The organism is Rhodoferax sp. RT4P68, assembly GCF_056521305.1.
The window spans coordinates 75,723-92,412 of record NZ_JBWMBB010000007.1; the positions used below are offsets into that span (position 1 = coordinate 75,723).

Consider the following 16,690-nt stretch of genomic DNA (forward strand, 5'->3'; position numbering starts at 1 on the left):
GGCCGGGCGCTTTGTCATCCGTCACAATCGTTGTCCATGTCGCTCTGGTCACGCCTTCTGCACCACGTGCCGCTCGTCGCTGGCCGGCGGCCGGGCGTGGGGCTGGTGCGCGGCATGCTGCTGGTCTTCACGCTGTCTTTGGGCGTCGCCATCGCTTCGCCCATCGTCAAGCCCCAGGCCATGGAGCTGATCTGCTCTGGCGCCGGCATCGTCAAGGCCATCGTGCACACCGACGATGGCGTGCAGGAGATGGGCGCCGGCCACCTCGATTGCCCTCTGTGCGTGCTGGGCGGCGCGCCGCCGGCTCCCACCACCGTGGCCCTGCCCACGGTGCAGCCGCTGGGCCATGCGGTCCAGCCGATTCCCGCCGCGCACATCGCGGCGGCCACCCGGGCGCCGCTGGCGGCGCGCGGGCCTCCCTTGCTTTCCTGACATCGCCGTCGATGGCGTGCCCGTGTCGGCCTGTGGGCCGCGCGCGGCGCTGCTTCCCGCCATGCAGCGGTACGCCCCGGGGCCTGCCGAGGAAAGCTTGTCATGCACTTTCCAACCCAAGCCGCAGCGCCCCTACAGCGCTGAACACGACTCGATCTGTACCCCCTGAGAGCCCTCACCATGCGCCGTCTTTTCATTCCGCTGTTCGTTGCCATCGCCACACCCGCGTCGGCCCACGTGACACTGCCGCCCGGCGGTGCCGCAGCCGGCAGCAACTACGAGGCCGCGTTCCGCGTCGGCCACAGCTGCAAGGACACGCCTGGCACCACCGGCATCACGGTGCGTCTGCCCGAGGGCTTCACGTTGGCCGAGGCCCAGCCGCGCGCCGGTTGGCTGCTGACCAGCAGCGCGCGCGAAGTCCGCTGGACGGCCAGCGGCGCCGGCTTGCCCGACAAGGAACGCGCCGAGTTCATCGTGCGCGGCAAGCTCGCCGCCCAGCCCGGCACGCTGTGGTTCAAGGTGCTGCAAAGCTGCGGCACGGCCAGCGCCGACTGGGCGCAGCTGCCCGGCGCAGATGCCAACGCCAAGCTGCCGTTTCCCGCCGCGCGGCTGGACGTATGGCCGGCCGGCGTGGCCGCCGTGGATGTGCGCAACGCCTGGGTGCGCCAGAGCGTGCCGGGCCAGAGCGGCACCGGCGCCTTCATGCAGCTGCAGGCGCCGCAGGGCCTGCGCCTGGTCGGTGTGGCCACGCCCGTGGCCGGCGTGGCCGAGGTGCACGAGATGAAGATGGACGGCGACACCATGCGCATGCGCGAGCTGAAGGACGGGCTGGCGCTGCCGCCCCGCGAAACGGTCGAGCTCAAGCCTGGTGGCTACCACCTGATGCTGATGGACCTGAAGCAGCCGCTCGCCAAGGGCAGCACGGTGCCGCTGAGCCTGCGCTTCGAGGATGCGCAGGGCGTGAAGAGCGTGCGCGAAGTGCAGGTGCCGGTGGGCGCGCCTGGGTCAGAGGCTGGGGCGGCGGTCGGGGGGCATGTGCACTGAGCGAACGCCATGCAGGCGTGAATCTCGGTCATGGCCGATAGCCAGGTCGTGGACCAAGTGCACCACTCCGCGCACAAGCGTGGAAATGGTCAGGAGAGGCGTGACGTACGGGTGCTGACCGAGCACGGCCGCCGGAACACCTGAGCTAACCGGCTGCCGCGCTGCCTGCCAGGTCGCCTGCTTGGGGCGCTGCTGGTAGATCGCCAGCCGCCAGTGTCTGCAGCGTCACACCGCTTGTGCGGCCAACCTGTGCGGCGCCTGCGGCCAGCCAGGCTTGCGCCTCGGCACGGCCCGCCGCGCGCAGCCGTTGCAGAAACGGCAGGTGCGCAATCAGCCGCGTCTCGCCGCGCAGCGCCGAGAGCGTGGGCGCGCCGTCCACCAGATGCCAGCGCGCCTTCGAGATGCGGCGCTCCAGACCCGAACGCGGCCACCAGCGTGCGCTGGCCTGTGCTTGCAGCGTGTCCAGCAGATCCAGCTCGCGCAGGAACGGCGCCTGGAACGCGATGTCCATGGCCCGCTCGGCGATCTCGCCCGTGCTGCGCGCCGTGCGCGCATGCTGGCGGGGCGCCAGCAGCACGAGCAAGGTGTCGTCGGCGCACTGCGCATCGGCCAGCAGCGGCATCAGGGCCGGGTTGGCGCTGTAGGCGCCGTCCCAGTACGGTTCGCCGTCGACCATCACCGTGTGGTGCAGCGTGGGCAGGCAGGTGGAGGCCAGCACCGCGTCGATGCCGATGCTGTCGTTGTTAAATACCTTGAGCCGACCGCTGTTGGCATGCGTGGCGGCGATGGCCAGCCGGGTACCGTCGCGCCCGCGCAGCGCCTCGAAATCCACTTGCTCGGCCAACAGCTGGCGCAGCGGGTTGCGGCCCAGCGGGTTCAGCTCGTGCGGCGCGAACATCTTGGAGAACCGCATCATCATGCGCGCCAGCGGGTTGAAGGCGAGGGCGTCGTCTTCGCCCACCGTCAACCATTCGAAGGGGATGCGGGCACCGACGGCGCTCCAGAAGGTGTCCAGCGCCCTGCGGGCGGCGTCTGGCCCACCCTGCTGCAGGCCATGCGCGACCAGCACGCCGTTGATGGCACCGGCACTGGTGCCGCTGATACCGGCGATGTCGAATCGGTCGGCCTCCAGCAGGGCGTCCAGCACGCCCCAGGTGAAGGCACCGTGCGCGCCGCCGCCTTGCAGGGCAAGGTTGAGCGAAGGCCGGCGGTCGGATGTGAACGGAAGGAGTTTGGGGGAAAGCCAGGACATTGGCGCAGCATGCCACGCGGGCTTGTCAACGGGCTGTCAGCTGCGCGTGCCCATGCGCGTCAGGTTCCGCCGCGATACAGCCCCGGGCGCGCGGCGCCCTCGATGATGACGCGCCAGGATTTGCCGGCGGCATGCAACTGGGCAGCCGATGGCCCCAGCGGGTTGCCATAGCGCTGCTGCGTCCAGGCCTCAAGGCGCAGCACGTCGGCGGGCGGCGTGAGTGCGCGAAAACGCAGCTTGAGGGCGTTGCGCTGCGTCACGGCCCAGTGCGCCACCTGCGGCTCGCCGGCTCCGGCGGCCAGCTGTTGGGCACACGTCGCGGCCAGGGCGCGAACTTCGGCCTCGTATTGCTGGCGGGCGTCGCCGTGCATGCGTCTCAGGCCTTCTTCTTCGCGGGCGCGGCTGCCTTGGCGGTCTTCGTCGACTTTCGGGCCTTGCGGGTGCCGGTGCGCGGCGGCGTGCCCGAGCGCAGCGCGGCCTCCCATGCCATGCGTGCCCAATGCAGGGCTTCGTCTTGATCGTCGAACATCTCGGCTGGCGCTTCGCGGTACGACAGCTGCATGGCCTGGCCCTGGCGCAGGTATTCGAATGGCGGCAGCTGCCGCGCCTCGAACGCCGCCACGCTGTGCGCATCGCTCTTCAGGTACAGCCGCTCGCGCGCCACCAGCGCGAACATGCGGCCCTCGTGAAAGACGCCGTGGCCGCCGAACATGCGCCGCATCGTGATGCGCCCCCAGGGCGCGAAGACCTCGTGCAGGCTGTCGCTGAAATCGCTCATGGCCGCATCATAGGAAGCTGCCGCCCCGGCATGCGTGCGCTGCTTCACCGCAAGCGGCCAGCGGGCAACAATCCGCCACATGCACGCGCATTCCAGTCCTCCACCACCCCGTCAGCCCGGCGAAACGCCGCCGCAGCTGCACGACCCCGTCGCCCATCTGCTCGCGCTGTTGCGCCAGGCGCCGCAACGCCGCTGGGTCGTCGGCATCGTCGGCCTGCCGGGCGCCGGCAAAAGCACCATCGCCCAGGCGCTGGCCCGCGCAGTGAACCAGGCCACGGGCGCGCCGGCGGCCCTGGCCTTGGGCATGGATGGCTTTCACCTGACCCGCGCCCAGCTGCGCGCCTTTGCCGACCCTGACGCCGCGTTGCTGCGCCGCGGAGCGCCCTGGACGTTCGATCCGCAGGGCCTGGCGCAGCGCCTGGCCTTGTTGCGGTCGCAGCCGACACAGCAGCTGGGTTGGCCCGCCTTCGAGCACGGCGTGGGCGACCCCGCACCCGATGCGATCCAGGTGGCGCCCCACGTGCGGCTGGTGCTGCTCGAAGGCCTGTACCTGCTGCACGACGACCACGGCTGGGACCTGCGCAGCGGCATGGACGCCTGCTGGTTCCTCGATGTGCCGATGGACGTCGCCATGGACCGCCTGGCCGCGCGCCACCAGGCGGCCTGGGGCATCACGCGCGACCAAGCCCTGGCGCGGCTGGCGCGCAACGACCGGCTGAACGCGCAGATCGTCTGGGCAAGCCGGGGCAGGGCGGATGCGTTGGTGGGTGATGCGGCGGTGGGGTAGGGCGGTGGGGTGGGGCGTGGCTCGCCGCGGGCATGGAGCCCTGGCGCGCGGCCGGCGACGCCGTGGGCCCGGGGCCTTGTCCTTCATGTGGGGGATGCGGATCTGCCCGATGACGCGCACGCTCTGCTCGGCTCGACAACCGGAACGCCTGCATGAACACAACCCGTCGAAGCGTGATGGCCGGTGCTTTCGGCCTCACGGTGTTGTCCCGCACCTGGGGACAGGATTTCCCCTCCCGGCCCGTGCGCCTGGTCGTTGGATTTGCACCGGGCGGAATCCACGACAGCATCGCCAGGGCTCTGGCCGCTGAGCTTGCCAAGGCGCTCGGCGGTCAGTGGATCGTGGAGAACCGGGCCGGCGCATTCGGACGGCTCGCGTTTGCCATGGTGGCCCAGCAACCCGGTGACGGCCACACGCTCCTGGTGGCAGGCATCGAGTTGATGGGGTCACAGGTCGGCAAGCAACGCCGGCTCCAGCCGATTGCGCAACTGGTGACGGTACCCCATGTGCTGGTGGCGTCCAGATCCTCGACGAAGGTCAAAGTCGCCAAGGACGTCCGCGGTCCCGGCGTTCGCATCTCCCACGCGGGGTTTTTTGCCTCCTACATCGTCGACCGGGTGCTGCTGGCCCAACGCGGTGCGCCGGCGCGCAGCGTGCCTTGGCAGCTAGATCTGCTGCGCGATGGCACCGACGACGCCGCCGTCATCGCTGCCGCCTCGCTGACCGCGGAGATGCTCAAGGACACGGTGGTGCTGGCGGTGACAGAGAGCGTGCCCGGCATCGACGCGCCTACGTTTGAACTGGCCGGTCTTCCGCCCGCACCGTTCGCTCCGTTCATTGGCCTGTTCGGGCCGCTGGGCATCGCCGACAGCGTGGTCCGCCGCATTGCCGAAGCCGCCATGAACGCTGTTCGCCAAGAATCGCTGGCCCAGGTCGTTCAGGCCCGTCGCCTGCGCCCGACGCCTCGCGGCCCGCAGGCATTTGCCGCACAGCTTGCTCCGATCGCCGCCACAGTCTGCGATGTCCAAAGCTACTGCGAGACCACAGACTACTGTGAGAAGCCCTGCTGAGGTCCATCGCGAGGAGAGAAGCTGATGCACTGGGCTGCTACGGCGGGTCTTGCGCTGGCCATCCTGATCGTCGTCGTGTGCCTCGGGTGGCCGGGGCGTTGGGCCCGGTTCTCGGCATGGGTGACTGCCCACAAAGAGCCCTTGACCCTAATCGGCGTCCTGGCCGGCGGTGTCTTCGCCGGCACGCAGTACCTGGGCGCCAAGGACGATGCACGCAAGAAGGAGACCATCGCCTACCTGCAGCAGACGCTCAACTTCGACTCGTCCGTCGGCGCGGCGCAGCTCAAGCTGACACGGGCGATCCTGGACGACGCCGGCAAGTGCCAACTGCTGCAGGCTGCGGTCGCCTATAACCAGCACAAGGACATCACGCCACTGCAAAATTTCATCGCGGCCAAGCAACTGGAAGCGGACATCCTGGCTTTGAGCCGCTTCTACCGAAGCCTGACCGTATGTGTGGAGCGCGAGGTGTGTGACCGGGACGTCGCGTGTGACCAGTTCAGCGAGGACATTCGGGAGCTGCGGGAAAACTACCACGGCTTCTACATGGACTACCAGGACCGCTGGGGCCGTGACCTGATGCACGCGCCATACAACTTCGCGCGGTCCTGCAGCCAACGCACCCCGTCCAAGGCCAAGCGGAGCACCTGCGACATGAAGGTCGCGCCGCCAGTGCGCTGACGACCTCTCGGTTTCGCGCGAACGGTCCGGCTCCCCTGTCACGCGCGCCCTTCGCGACCTAACCGGTGCGCAGGCCGTGAAGGACAAAGCGCCGCCGACCCCACGGTCGGCGGCGCTCCATGGCTTGCCCTGGTTTACCGCAGATCGAAGCGGTCCAGCTCCATCACCTTCGTCCACGCCGCCACGAAGTCGGCCACGAACTTCTTCTGCGCATCGGCGCTGGCATACACCTCGGCCACGGCGCGCAGTTGTGCGTTCGAGCCGAACACCAGGTCGGCGCGCGTGGCCGTCCAGCGTGCCGAGCCGGTGTTGCGGTCGCGACCTTCGTACAGCTGCTGATCGCCCCCGGCGACCGGCTTCCACTCGCATCCCATGTCCAGCAGGTTGACGAAGAAGTCATTGGTCAGCTGGCCCGGCTGGTGCGTCAGCACGCCCGCCGGCGAGTCACCCACGTTGGCGCCCAGCACCCGCAGGCCGCCGACCAGCACGGTCAGCTCGGGCGCGGTCAGCGTCAGCAGCTGCGCCTTGTCCAGCAGCAGCACCTCGGCCGGCACGCTGTAGCGCGCCTTCACGTAGTTGCGAAAACCATCGGCCACCGGCTCCAGCGGTGCGAAGCTGGCCACATCGGTCTGCTCTTGCGACGCATCCATGCGGCCCGGCGTGAACGGAACCTGCACATCGTGGCCCGCAGCCCGCGCCGCCTGCTCGACACCGGCAGAGCCGGCCAGCACGATCAGGTCGGCCATCGAGATCTTCTTGCCGCTGGCCTCGAAGTCGGTGCGGATGCTGCTCAGCCTGCCCAGGACCTCGGCCAGCTGCGCGGGCTGGTTCACGGCCCAGTCTTTCTGCGGCGCCAGGCGGATGCGCGCGCCGTTGGCGCCGCCCCGCATGTCCGAGCCGCGGTAGGTGCTCGCAGAGGCCCAGGCCGTGGAGACCAGTTGCGCGATGCCGAGGCCCGAGGCCAGCACCTTGGACTTCAGCGCCGCCACATCCTGCGCATCGACCAGCGGGTGGTCGACGGCCGGGATCGGGTCCTGCCAGACCAGTTCTTCGGCCGGCACTTCCGGCCCCAGGTAGCGCACGCGCGGCCCCATGTCGCGGTGCGTCAGCTTGAACCAGGCGCGGGCGAAAGCGTCGGCGAACTGGTCCGGGTTGGCCAGGAAGCGGCGCGAGATCTTCTCGTAGGCCGGGTCCATGCGCATCGACAGATCGGTCGTCAGCATGGTCGGCAGGATCTTCTTCTCCTTGTCGAAGGCATGCGGAATCGTCGCGCTGGCGCCCTTGGCCACCCACTGTTGCGCGCCGGCCGGGCTCTTGGAGAGCTCCCATTCGAAGCCGAACAGGTTCTCGAAGTAGTTGTTGCCCCACTGCGTGGGCGTGGTCGTCCAGGTGACTTCCAGGCCGCTGGTGATGGTGTCGGCGCCGGCGCCGCTGCCGAAACGGTTGCGCCAGCCCAAGCCCTGGGCTTCCATGCCTGCGGCCTCGGGTTCCTCCGCCACGTTGTCGGCCGGGGCGGCGCCGTGGGTCTTGCCGAAGGTGTGCCCGCCGGCGATCAACGCGACGGTCTCCTCATCGTCCATGGCCATGCGGGCGAAGGTGTCGCGGATGTCGTGCGCCGCGGCGACCGGGTCGGGCTTGCCGTCCGGGCCTTCGGGGTTGACGTAGATCAGTCCCATCTGCACGGCAGCCAGTGGGTTTTCCAGATCACGGGTGTGCTGCACCTGGCTGTCGTCGTCCTTGACGAGCACGCCATGCTGGTCGTCGACGCCGGGCGAGCCCTGCGCATAGCGCATGTCGCCACCCAGCCACTTGTCTTCGCGGCCCCAGTAGACGTCCTGGTCCGGCTCCCACACGTCGGGGCGGCCACCGGCGAAGCCGAAGGTCTTGAAGCCCATCGTCTCCAGCGCCACGTTGCCGGTCAGGATCATCAGGTCGGCCCAGGAGATTTTCTGCCCGTACTTCTGCTTGATCGGCCACAGCAGGCGGCGCGCCTTGTCCAGGCTCACGTTGTCGGGCCAGCTGTTCAACGGGGCGAAGCGCTGCTGGCCGCGGCCCGCGCCGCCACGCCCGTCGCCGATGCGGTAGGTGCCGGCGCTGTGCCAGGCCATGCGGACGAACAGCGGGCCGTAGTGGCCGAAGTCGGCCGGCCACCAGCTCTGCGAGTCGGTCATCAGATCGGCCAGGTCCTGTTTGAGGGCGGGCAGGTCCAGCGTCTTGAATGCGGCGGCGTAGTCGAAGTCAGCGCCCAGTGGGTTGGACTTGGACGAATGCTGCTGCAGCAGATCCACGCGCAGTTGTTTGGGCCACCAGTCAAGGTTGGTGCGGCCCTGGTTGGCGGCTTGGCTGAAGGGGCATTTGGCGGCGTTCTGTTCACGGTCCATCGTTGTTCTCCTGGTTGAAGCGGTGTCGCAGCCGCATTCTCTGGGGCAATGGTGACGCCGGCCAATTGGCCTGTTCGATGGTGGCGATAGGCACAGACTTGCGCGCCAGCGGTGCCTGCAGTCGCCGCTTCGATGCTTTTGCCAGTGGCCCTGCTGCAGTAACCTCGCCACTTCTCGCTCGCACTCCCATCCACACCACCGAACCACCGCATGACCGCAACCCGCCCCGTGCTCGGCTGCATTGCCGACGACTTCACCGGCGCCACCGATCTGGCCAACAACCTCGTGCGGGCCGGCATGCGCGTGGTGCAGACCATCGGCGTGCCGACGGCGCCGCTGGATGCGCAGGCCGACGCCATCGTCGTCGCCTTGAAGAGCCGCACCATCCCCCCGGCGCAGGCCGTGGCCCAGTCGCTGCAGGCGCTGCACTGGTTGCAGGCGCAGGGGGCCGGGCAGATCTACTTCAAGTACTGCTCCACCTTCGACAGTACGGCCGAGGGCAACATCGGCCCCGTGACCGATGCGCTGATGCAGGCGCTGGACACGGCCTTCACCATCGCCACGCCGGCCTTCCCGGACAACAAGCGCACCGTGTTCAAGGGCTACCTGTTCGCCGGCGACGTGCTGCTCAACGAATCCGGCATGCAGGACCACCCGCTCACGCCGATGAAAGACGCCAACCTCGTGCGCGTGCTGCAGCCGCAGACCCGGCACAAGGTTGGCCTGGTCGACTACCAGACCATCGCCCAGGGCGCCGACGCGATCCGCGCGCGCTTTGCCGCGCTGCAGGCCGAAGGCGTGGGCATCGCCATCGTCGACGCACTGGCCAATGGCGACCTGCTCACGCTGGGCCGGGCGCTCAAGGGCATGCCGCTGGTGACGGCCGGCTCGGGTGTGGCCATCGGCCTGCCGGCCAACTTCGGCCTGAAGCCCGACGCGCAGACCGCCACGCTGCCGCCTGCGCAGGGCCTGCAGGCGGTGGTCTCGGGCAGCTGCTCGGTGGCAACCAACCAACAGGTGGCCGCATTCATCGCCACCGGCAGGCCGGCGCTGGCCATCGACCCGCTGCGCATCGCCGATGGCGCCGATGTGTGCGCCGAAGCCCTTGCCTGGGCGAAGGACCAGCTGGCTGGAGGCCCGGTACTGGTCTATTCCACCGCCGAGCCTGCGGCCGTGCGCGCCATTCAGGGCCGCCTGGGCGTGGAGCAGGCCGGCGCCATGGTGGAGCAGACCATCGCCGGCATCGCCCGTGGTCTGGTCGCGCTGGGCGTGCGGCAACTGGTCGTCGCAGGTGGCGAGACCTCGGGCGCCTGCGTGCAGGCCCTGGGCATTGCGCAGATGCGCATCGGCGGCCAGATCGACCCGGGCGTGCCGTGGTGCTTTGCGCTCAGCGATGTGGCGCCCGAGGGCCTGCACCTGACGCTCAAATCCGGCAACTTCGGCACGCCGGACTTTTTCACCAAGGCGTTCGGCGCGCTGCGCTCATGACCGGTTTGCTCGACGAGGCCAGCGCCCGCGCCGAGATCGTGCGCGTGGGGCAGAGCCTGTTCGCGCGTGGCTACGTGCACGCCACCGCCGGCAACATCAGCGTGCGGCTGGCCGATGGCTACCTGATCACGCCGACCGACGCCTCCCTGGGTCAGCTCGACCCCGCGCGCCTGGCCCGGTTGGACGAGAGCGGCCAGCAGACCGCCGGCGACCGCGCCAGCAAGACCATCGTGCTGCACCGGCGGATCTACGAGGCCAGCGCCGACACCGCGCAGCCGGCGCGCTGCATCATCCACACGCACAGCACGCACCTGGTGGCCTGCTCGCTGCAGCAGGCCGATGCGGCCGAGCTGCTGCCCCCCATCACCCCGTACTTCGTGATGAAGGTCGGGCGCGTGCCGCACATTGCCTACCACCGCCCCGGCGCGCCCGAGGCGGCCGAGGCCGTGGCCCAGGCGATTGCCGTCCACCAGGCACAGGGCCACCCGATCCGTGCCGTCATGCTGGCGCGGCTGGGCCCCAACGTCTGGCACGACAGCCCGGCTGCCGCCATGGCCGTGCTGGAGGAGCTGGAAGAAACCGCCAAGCTGTGGATGCTGACGCGCGCCACGGCCTTGGCCGAGACGCAGATCGAGGAGCTGCGCCGCCAGTTCGGCGCCAGCTGGTAAGGCCTGGCCCGCTTGCGCGGACCCATTGCCACGCTGCGTTGCGGGCCCGTTGTGTGGCATGCCACACGGCGTCGCCCGCGCCTTGCATGGCAGCTACAAGGAAGCGGCGCGGGGCCGTGCGCAAGCCCGACAGCCGCCTAACCGATCTCGCGCCGCGTCGGCTCCTTCAGCAGCTCCAGCGCCTGCCGCGCCAGCGCATCGACCTCGGCCGCCATGGTGTCGTCGCGCCAGATGCGGCGCACGACTTTGTGGATCAGCTGGAAGCGAAAGCAGGTGCCTTCCAGCTGCAGCGGCGAGGGCCACAGGTGCATCAGCCGGCCGATCTCGCGGCGCACGCTGTCCATGTCCTGCTCGACATGTTCGACGCGGTAGTCGTCATCGCGCATGGCGTGCGCGTACAGGCCGGCAGCGGTGCGCAGCTCGATGGCCTTGGCGTGCTGCCAGAACGTGGCGCGCTGGCCGGAGTCTTCGACCAGCTGCTCCAGCAGATCCTTGGCCGCCGCGCGCCACTGCGCGGGCGTCTGCGGCCAGGCTTCGCGATGGTCACCGGGCGGCTGCAGGGCGGCCACCGCGCCGGCCGGCCCGGCCCCCGGGGTGGTGCTGTCGAGCAGCGCCAGCAGTGCCGCGGCCAGCAGTGCGCCCGACAGCGCGTGGGCGCGTCGGTCCAGTGCATCGGCCTCGGCCTGCTTGGCGCAATAGGCGGCGGCGTAGTGCCGCGCGGCCTGCGCCAGCAGATCGGCGACCGCGGCGTCCGGCTGCGCCGTCTCGGGCTGCGCCACCACCTGCGCGTGGGCCGCGCGCAGCGCCATGGCGCCGCGCAGCGCGTCGCGCTCGGACCGGCAGGTCGGGCCCGGTGCGTCCAGGTCGGCCGGCAGTGGCCAGCGGGCCTCGTCGCTGGCGCCCAGTTCATCGAGCTGCTGCAGCAGCTCCTGGGCCGCGCGGGTGGCCGGGGCGGCGCTGGTGCCCCCCACGCGCACCAGCGAGTCGACCAGCGTGTCGATGTCGCCGATGCGCATTTGCGAGCCGATGCCGCGCGCTGCGCGCTGCAGCAGTGCGGCTGCCTTCTCGTGCTCGCCAAGCGCGCGGTAGGCCAGCCCCGCTTCGGTCGCCACGCGCGAGTCGTTCAGCCACGCCTGCCGGTGCGGGTCGCCCTGCAGAGCGTCCAGCAGGCGGTCCAGCTGCGCCGTGACGATGTCGGGCGGCTCGTCGCCGGCAATGGCCTGCACCTGGGCCACGCGCGCCGCCAGCTCGCCCGGGCTGACGGTGATCTCGGCGTCACGCAGGCAGGCCGTGCCACGGGCTGGGCCGCCGCCTGCGTTCAGCCGCCACTGCGGATCGCCATAGCACTGGAAGGCGCCCCAGGTGTTGTGCTCCGCCCGGCCGCCGGCGCTGCCAGGGGCCTCGTACAGGTGGCGCCGGGCCATGCGCACGGCTTCGCCGAACGGCCGGCCCTGCAGCAGCGAATCGTAGAAGTGCTCGGCGAAGGCCAGCGCGGCGTCGTCGTCGATCTGCCAGCCGGTGGCGATCACGGCGCGACTGCCCATGTCGATGAACTTCAGCGCCAGGCTGGCCGCCAGTGCGGCGCGCTGGCCCCGGCCACTGGTCAGGCCCGCGCCCTCGCGGCCCGAATAGCAGCAGTTGAGGAACACGAACTCGGGCGCCAGGCTCATCGACTCCACATCCACCGCGCCCAGCAGTTCCTGGTTGGACAGCACCACGCCCGTCTTATGCAGATCGCGCGCATCGCTGCCGCTGCCAGTGCGCCGCATCCATTGGTCCACCACGCCGTGGCCGCACAGGTGCAGCACGCGGCAGGGCGCCTTCAGCAGCGCCACGCGCACCTGCTCGAAGGTGACGCGGCGCGGGTGGTTGGCGGCCGGCTTGCTGGCCGGGTCGGGGCTGATCCACGGCTCCACGGACCAGCCTTGGGCCTTCAGCTTGGCGTGCACCGCCTGCGCCTCGGTGCGGGCACCGGCCAGGTCGTTGAACGCAACCGGCCGGCCTGCGCTGTCGACCCAGCCCTCGGTGTTGGGCGCACCGATCACCAGCGCGTTCAGGCCGGTGTGCAGCCGTGGCAGCTGGCGAAAGTCGCTGCTGGCGCGCTGGCGCACGAAGCCGGCCTGCACGGCGATCGGGCGCGTGGCGTCGCCCTCGTCCATCAGCGAGGCCGGGGGCACCAGCAGTTCCCAAGGGTAGGCGGCAGAGGCGTCGTCCACCACCAGCACGGTGTTGTCCAGGTTGGTCATGCGGGCCTGCAGTGCGTGCGGCAGCAGCAGCTGGAACAGCACCGAGCCCAGCAGCGGGTCGCTGCCGCGCTGGATGGCGTCGCCCGGCGCGGCAGTGTCATCGCTGATGCGGTCGATCAGGTGGCGCAGGCTGGCCACGTCGGACTGCACCTGCGTCGCCTCCACACGCGCCTGGCCGCCGATCAGCACGAAGCTCAGCCCGCCATCGGGCTCCTGCCGCACGATCAGGCGCTGCCAGGTCGAGGGGCCTACTTGCCGGCGGTAGCCGCTGGTGCAGCCTTCGCGCGTCTCGATCACGCCGCTGCGCCAGTGGTAGCGGTCCTTCCACTCGGGGCGGCGCAGCAGGCGCTGCAGCTCGTAGGCGGCGTCCAGCGCCTTGGCCTCGTCGATCTCGATGATCTCCAGCTCCACCAGGTGCGCCTGGCGACCCGCGTCGCTGACACGCGCCAGCAGCTGCGCCGCGCGCCACACGCCCTGCAGCAGCGCGGCCACTGCGTCGCCGGTCATGAGCGCGTGCAACTGCGTGCCCAGCAGCACGCTGGACAGGCGCAGCGCACAGGGCTCGCCCTGGGGCGCGGCGAAGGGGTCGCGGTGCACATGCTCGAACGCGTAGCGCAGCACGCCGCGCGTCACGGTCTCGGCCAGGTTGCCGGGCGTCAGCTCGCCGATCGCGCCCAGGCCCAGCACCACGGCGCCCGCGTAGGAGGGTGCCGTGTCGTCGTGGTTGTTCGGCCGCAGGTACTGGGCCGTGCGCAACGCACCGACGAACAGCTTGAGGTCGATTGAGCACTGCAGCTGCCCGCCCAGCTTGGCGTCCACACGCCGTCCGGTGCCGGACAGCCCCTCGTGCAGGTGGTGGCCGACCAGCAGCGGAAAGCGCGCGTAGTCCAGCCCGCCGTGGACCACATGCACCTGCAGTGCCGGTGTCATTGGAAGACGGCGCGCTGGCGCGCCTGCTCGGTGGCCACCAACTGCGGCGTCTGCGGAAAGTCGCGCGAGGGCAGCACGCCGCTGATGGCCGCATGCCAGTCCGCATAGGTGGCGCCCGGCGGCAGCGCGCGCAAGGTGCGCAGCGCGTGGTGGGTGAAGGCGCCGTTGGCCCGGTCCCCGATCACCGCGTCGTAGCTGAAGTTGCGGTGGCCCTCCATGCAGCCGGCCAGCAGCACGTCGTCCAGCTCATCGTGCGCCAGCGCCGCAGCCAGCGCGGGCAGGCGAGGGCGCTCGGGCGGTGGCTCGGGGCGTCGGTCGCGTTCGGCCGCATCGGGCAGGTCGCCGCCGTCCGCACCACGGCGCCGCCACAGGCTGGGCTTGAGGAAGCGCGGCCGTGCGCCACCTGCTGCCCGCTTGACCGTGCCGCTGTGGCAGCTGTCGGCGATCAGCACGATGCGCGCGCCCGGCCGGCGACGCAGGAACAGCGCGTGGATCTCGTCATCGGTGATGGGCAGGCCGGTCTCCTGCACGTCGTGGGGGCACAGGGCTTCGTCATAGCCGTCTGCTTCGTCGGGGCGGGGGCTCGCGCCGGGCTTGTCGTCGTTGCTGCCGGTGTCGTCAACAAAGGTGCCGTGGCCCGAGAAGGTCATCACCGCGATGTCGCCCGGCTGCGCGCTGTCGATCAGCGCGGCCATGGCGGCCAGCAGGGCGTCGCGCGTCGCCTGCGCGTCCAGCAGCGTGGTGACGGTGAAGCCGCGTTCCCGCAGTTCACCCGACCAGTCCAGCGCGTCGTTGACGCAGCCGCCCAGGTCCATGCCGGTGCCGGGGTAGTCGTTGATGCCGATGCACAGTGCGTGGCGTGCCATGGTGCTGCCCTCCAGGCGTGGGATCTTGCGCTTGTGGGGGGCGTTTGGCATCCAGAGTTGTGGGGATGCGGTGGGTGGGTTTGTCACCTGACCACGGCGCGCAGTCCGCCTTGAAAGCGTCCCGGCACAGAACTAGACTGATTCAGATTCGACCCACCGGCACCACAGCGCTGCCGGGCACGCAGCAGCCCGGTGGCCGGGTCGTCACCTTGCATCCACGCCGGTCGGCTGCGGGGGCGGCTTCATGTCTGGAGGGCATCATGGCTTCTCGGGCTGGGGTGCGGCGCCGTTCGGGTGCCTGGGGCGTGCTGCTTGCGGGCCTTCTGAGCCTGTCGCCGTCCGACGCGCTGGCTGTGGCCAGCACCCTGCAGCTGCAGCTCAGCACGCCACAGCTGGTCAACGGGGTCGAGACCGTGTCCGTGTTGGTCACGCTGCGCGATGCGCAGGGCCTGCCGGTGACCACGGGCGATGTGGTGCTGGACATCAGCCCGCCGATGTTCATGCACTCGCTGGCCCACGAGGTCTTGCACCTGAGCGTGCCCCACGTCGGTGCCGGCCGGTACCAGCTGCGCTTCAGTTCGCGCGAAGGCGGTCCGATGCAGCTGGAGGCCACCGAAAGACTGAGCCTGGTCACCGGCTCAGCCATCGCGGCTTTCAGCGAGCCAACGGCGGCCCCGGTGGCCGGTGCGGCACCCCCGGCGGTCGTGGCCCTGGACACCGCCACCGACGCCAAAGGCTATTTCGACGCGCTGGACGAAGCCTTCTACCCGCCCATCCTGACTGCCCTCATCGCGGCCGAGGCAGACCCGGCCAAAAAGGCCGCTCTGCAGCAGCAGAAGGACGATGTCCTCGCCATCATGCGCACGATCAAACTCGACATCGACATCGAGACCAAGCAGGCCGCTGGCGGCGCGCCCACCGCGGCCGAGCGGGCGGCCCTTGCCCAATCCATGACCGACAACAAGGCGGCCTTTCAGCGCAACTCGGACGTGCAGGAGGCACTGCTCAAGCGCTTCTTCGGCGACCCCATCGACTTTGCCAAATACCAGGCCGCCACCGAGCTGTTCAACAACTTCAAGCTGGTGGCCGATTTCGACGCGGCGATCCGGCGCATCGCCACCCAGCCACCACCGCCCGGGAAGATCGTCGAACGCGGCCCGGATGCGTCGATCGCCCACATCCGCTGGGCCAAGTTCGCCCGCATCGCCGTCGAACTGAAGCTGACCAACGCCGCGCTGTGGCAGCAGTTGCTGCCCATCCTGGCCAAGGGCTCGGCCATCACGGTGGCGGTGCTGAGCGACAACGACCCCACCCGGGCGGGCCTGCAGCCGGCCATGCAGACCGAGGCCCAGATCAAGACTCAGCGCGACATCTACGACCCCTTGAAGCCCAAGGACACCGACAGCGAGGCCGAGAAGAAGCGCAAGGCCGACGAGGTGATCAAGAAGCTGGAAGAGCTGATCAAGGCCATCCGCATCGACCGCAAGGTGCTGGCCCAACTGCCGGGTCGGGACGGCAACCGGGTGCTGGTGGCCAGACTGACATCAACCTCATGCCTGCAAGGTGGCGAGACCGCGCTGGCCACCGCAGTGCATGCCCCAGTGGCGCTGGACCTCGCCGGTGGCACGCTGTTCAGCGTGGGCACCGACAGCCAGGGCCACAGCTTTGCCCTCAACGGCACGTTGGCCGGCAGCCTGGCCCGCTTTGCGGTGATGGGGCATGGCCTGTCGCCCGGCATGGGGCCGGCGATCAACGCCTTCGAAGGCACGCTGCTGCAAGATCGCATCACCGGCAACTGGAGCGGCCTGGCCGAGGGCCTGCTGGCCGGCCGCTTCAACCGCTGCACCTGGAGCGGCAGCTTCACGCTGGCGCCGCGTGCGCGCTGCGACATCACCGGCGACGGCCAGGTCGACCGGCGCGACATCGACCTGATCTTTTCCGGCCGTGGCATCCCCGCACCGCAGGCCGACTGGCGCGATGTCGACGGCGATGGCCTGGTGACGGTGAACGATGCGCGGGTCTGCGTGTTGTCCTGCAGCGCGCCTTCATGCACCCCGCGCTGACACG

At 70.1% G+C, this 16,690-nt stretch carries 14 protein-coding genes; 8 read left to right on the top strand and 6 right to left on the bottom strand.

All coding sequences use genetic code 11. The annotated features are described in order from the left end of the window. Positions 1-36 precede the first annotated feature (36 nt). Entirely contained in the window at positions 37-432 is a 396-nt protein-coding gene (locus AC099J_RS16385; protein WP_479616342.1) for a DUF2946 family protein, read from the top strand. Positions 433-612: 180 nt separating this feature from the next. Further along, positions 613-1,476, top strand: a complete 864-nt coding sequence (locus tag AC099J_RS16390; RefSeq protein ID WP_479616343.1) for a copper chaperone PCu(A)C domain-containing protein — start codon at positions 613-615, stop codon at positions 1,474-1,476. Positions 1,477-1,621: 145 nt separating this feature from the next. Here the strand turns inward: AC099J_RS16390 and AC099J_RS16395 are convergent, their stop codons facing one another. The 3 genes from AC099J_RS16395 to AC099J_RS16405 are packed head-to-tail and all read right to left on the bottom strand — an operon-like array spanning position 1,622 to position 3,506. Beyond that, positions 1,622-2,728 carry a patatin-like phospholipase family protein gene (locus tag AC099J_RS16395; protein ID WP_479616344.1) on the bottom strand — a complete coding sequence of 369 codons (1,107 nt, stop codon included), beginning with the start codon at positions 2,726-2,728 and terminating at the stop codon, positions 1,622-1,624. A gap of 59 nt (positions 2,729-2,787) precedes the next feature. Then, positions 2,788-3,099, bottom strand: coding sequence for a hemagglutinin (locus AC099J_RS16400; protein ID WP_479616345.1), 312 nt, complete (start codon positions 3,097-3,099; stop codon positions 2,788-2,790). Positions 3,100-3,104: 5 nt separating this feature from the next. Further along, the gene (locus AC099J_RS16405; protein WP_479616346.1) at positions 3,105-3,506 is read right to left on the bottom strand and encodes a TfoX/Sxy family protein; all 402 of its coding nucleotides are present in this window, start codon (positions 3,504-3,506) and stop codon (positions 3,105-3,107) included. 79 nt (positions 3,507-3,585) lie between these two features. Here AC099J_RS16405 and AC099J_RS16410 point away from each other — a divergent pair, with 79 nt between their 5' ends. From AC099J_RS16410 to AC099J_RS16420, 3 genes are all read left to right on the top strand, one after another. Further along, positions 3,586-4,293, top strand: a complete 708-nt coding sequence (locus AC099J_RS16410; RefSeq protein WP_479616347.1) for a nucleoside/nucleotide kinase family protein — start codon at positions 3,586-3,588, stop codon at positions 4,291-4,293. Between the two features lie 152 nt (positions 4,294-4,445). Beyond that, positions 4,446-5,363: a Bug family tripartite tricarboxylate transporter substrate binding protein gene (locus AC099J_RS16415; RefSeq protein ID WP_479616348.1), complete on the top strand. Its 918-nt coding sequence runs from the start codon at positions 4,446-4,448 to the stop codon at positions 5,361-5,363. A gap of 24 nt (positions 5,364-5,387) precedes the next feature. Beyond that, a complete protein-coding gene (locus tag AC099J_RS16420) occupies positions 5,388-6,044 on the top strand; it encodes a hypothetical protein (RefSeq protein WP_479616349.1) in 657 nt (218 codons plus the stop codon). Between the two features lie 134 nt (positions 6,045-6,178). On the opposite strand, the gene katG is transcribed toward AC099J_RS16420, so the two are convergent. Beyond that, complete coding sequence (katG, locus tag AC099J_RS16425; RefSeq protein ID WP_479616350.1) at positions 6,179-8,425, bottom strand: catalase/peroxidase HPI; 2,247 nt, start codon at positions 8,423-8,425, stop codon at positions 6,179-6,181. A 210-nt stretch (positions 8,426-8,635) separates the two neighbouring features. Here katG and otnK point away from each other — a divergent pair, with 210 nt between their 5' ends. Together otnK and AC099J_RS16435 are read left to right on the top strand one after the other, a co-directional pair. Further along, positions 8,636-9,913 (top strand): 3-oxo-tetronate kinase, encoded by a 1,278-nt coding sequence (otnK, locus tag AC099J_RS16430; RefSeq protein WP_479616351.1) that lies wholly within the window; start codon positions 8,636-8,638, stop codon positions 9,911-9,913. Next, complete coding sequence (locus AC099J_RS16435; RefSeq protein WP_479616352.1) at positions 9,910-10,581, top strand: class II aldolase/adducin family protein; 672 nt, start codon at positions 9,910-9,912, stop codon at positions 10,579-10,581. Before otnK ends, AC099J_RS16435 begins: the two co-directional genes overlap by 4 nt. A gap of 137 nt (positions 10,582-10,718) precedes the next feature. Here AC099J_RS16435 and AC099J_RS16440 read toward each other — a convergent pair whose 3' ends face one another. Together AC099J_RS16440 and AC099J_RS16445 are read right to left on the bottom strand one after the other, a co-directional pair. Next, on the bottom strand, positions 10,719-13,757 hold the full coding sequence (locus AC099J_RS16440) for a CHAT domain-containing protein (protein ID WP_479616353.1): 3,039 nt from the start codon (positions 13,755-13,757) through the stop codon (positions 10,719-10,721). Next, positions 13,754-14,623, bottom strand: a complete 870-nt coding sequence (locus AC099J_RS16445; RefSeq protein WP_479616354.1) for a caspase family protein — start codon at positions 14,621-14,623, stop codon at positions 13,754-13,756. Before AC099J_RS16445 ends, AC099J_RS16440 begins: the two co-directional genes overlap by 4 nt. A gap of 260 nt (positions 14,624-14,883) precedes the next feature. On the opposite strand from AC099J_RS16445, the gene AC099J_RS16450 reads away from it, so the two are divergent. Continuing rightward, a complete protein-coding gene (locus AC099J_RS16450; protein WP_479616355.1) occupies positions 14,884-16,686 on the top strand; it encodes a hypothetical protein in 1,803 nt (600 codons plus the stop codon). The last annotated feature ends 4 nt before the right edge of the window (positions 16,687-16,690 follow it).

What these genes read in the sequence shown, in the direction of transcription:
- AC099J_RS16385 (WP_479616342.1), top strand. Translation starts at nt 37, where the DNA reads ATGTCGCTCTGGTCACGCCTTCTGCACCACGTGCCGCTCGTCGCTGGC.
- AC099J_RS16390 (WP_479616343.1), top strand. Translation starts at nt 613, where the DNA reads ATGCGCCGTCTTTTCATTCCGCTGTTCGTTGCCATCGCCACACCCGCG.
- AC099J_RS16395 (WP_479616344.1), bottom strand. Translation starts at nt 2,728, where the DNA reads ATGTCCTGGCTTTCCCCCAAACTCCTTCCGTTCACATCCGACCGCCGG.
- AC099J_RS16400 (WP_479616345.1), bottom strand. Translation starts at nt 3,099, where the DNA reads ATGCACGGCGACGCCCGCCAGCAATACGAGGCCGAAGTTCGCGCCCTG.
- AC099J_RS16405 (WP_479616346.1), bottom strand. Translation starts at nt 3,506, where the DNA reads ATGAGCGATTTCAGCGACAGCCTGCACGAGGTCTTCGCGCCCTGGGGG.
- AC099J_RS16410 (WP_479616347.1), top strand. Translation starts at nt 3,586, where the DNA reads ATGCACGCGCATTCCAGTCCTCCACCACCCCGTCAGCCCGGCGAAACG.
- AC099J_RS16415 (WP_479616348.1), top strand. Translation starts at nt 4,446, where the DNA reads ATGAACACAACCCGTCGAAGCGTGATGGCCGGTGCTTTCGGCCTCACG.
- AC099J_RS16420 (WP_479616349.1), top strand. Translation starts at nt 5,388, where the DNA reads ATGCACTGGGCTGCTACGGCGGGTCTTGCGCTGGCCATCCTGATCGTC.
- katG (WP_479616350.1), bottom strand. Translation starts at nt 8,425, where the DNA reads ATGGACCGTGAACAGAACGCCGCCAAATGCCCCTTCAGCCAAGCCGCC.
- otnK (WP_479616351.1), top strand. Translation starts at nt 8,636, where the DNA reads ATGACCGCAACCCGCCCCGTGCTCGGCTGCATTGCCGACGACTTCACC.
- AC099J_RS16435 (WP_479616352.1), top strand. Translation starts at nt 9,910, where the DNA reads ATGACCGGTTTGCTCGACGAGGCCAGCGCCCGCGCCGAGATCGTGCGC.
- AC099J_RS16440 (WP_479616353.1), bottom strand. Translation starts at nt 13,757, where the DNA reads ATGACACCGGCACTGCAGGTGCATGTGGTCCACGGCGGGCTGGACTAC.
- AC099J_RS16445 (WP_479616354.1), bottom strand. Translation starts at nt 14,623, where the DNA reads ATGGCACGCCACGCACTGTGCATCGGCATCAACGACTACCCCGGCACC.
- AC099J_RS16450 (WP_479616355.1), top strand. Translation starts at nt 14,884, where the DNA reads ATGGCTTCTCGGGCTGGGGTGCGGCGCCGTTCGGGTGCCTGGGGCGTG.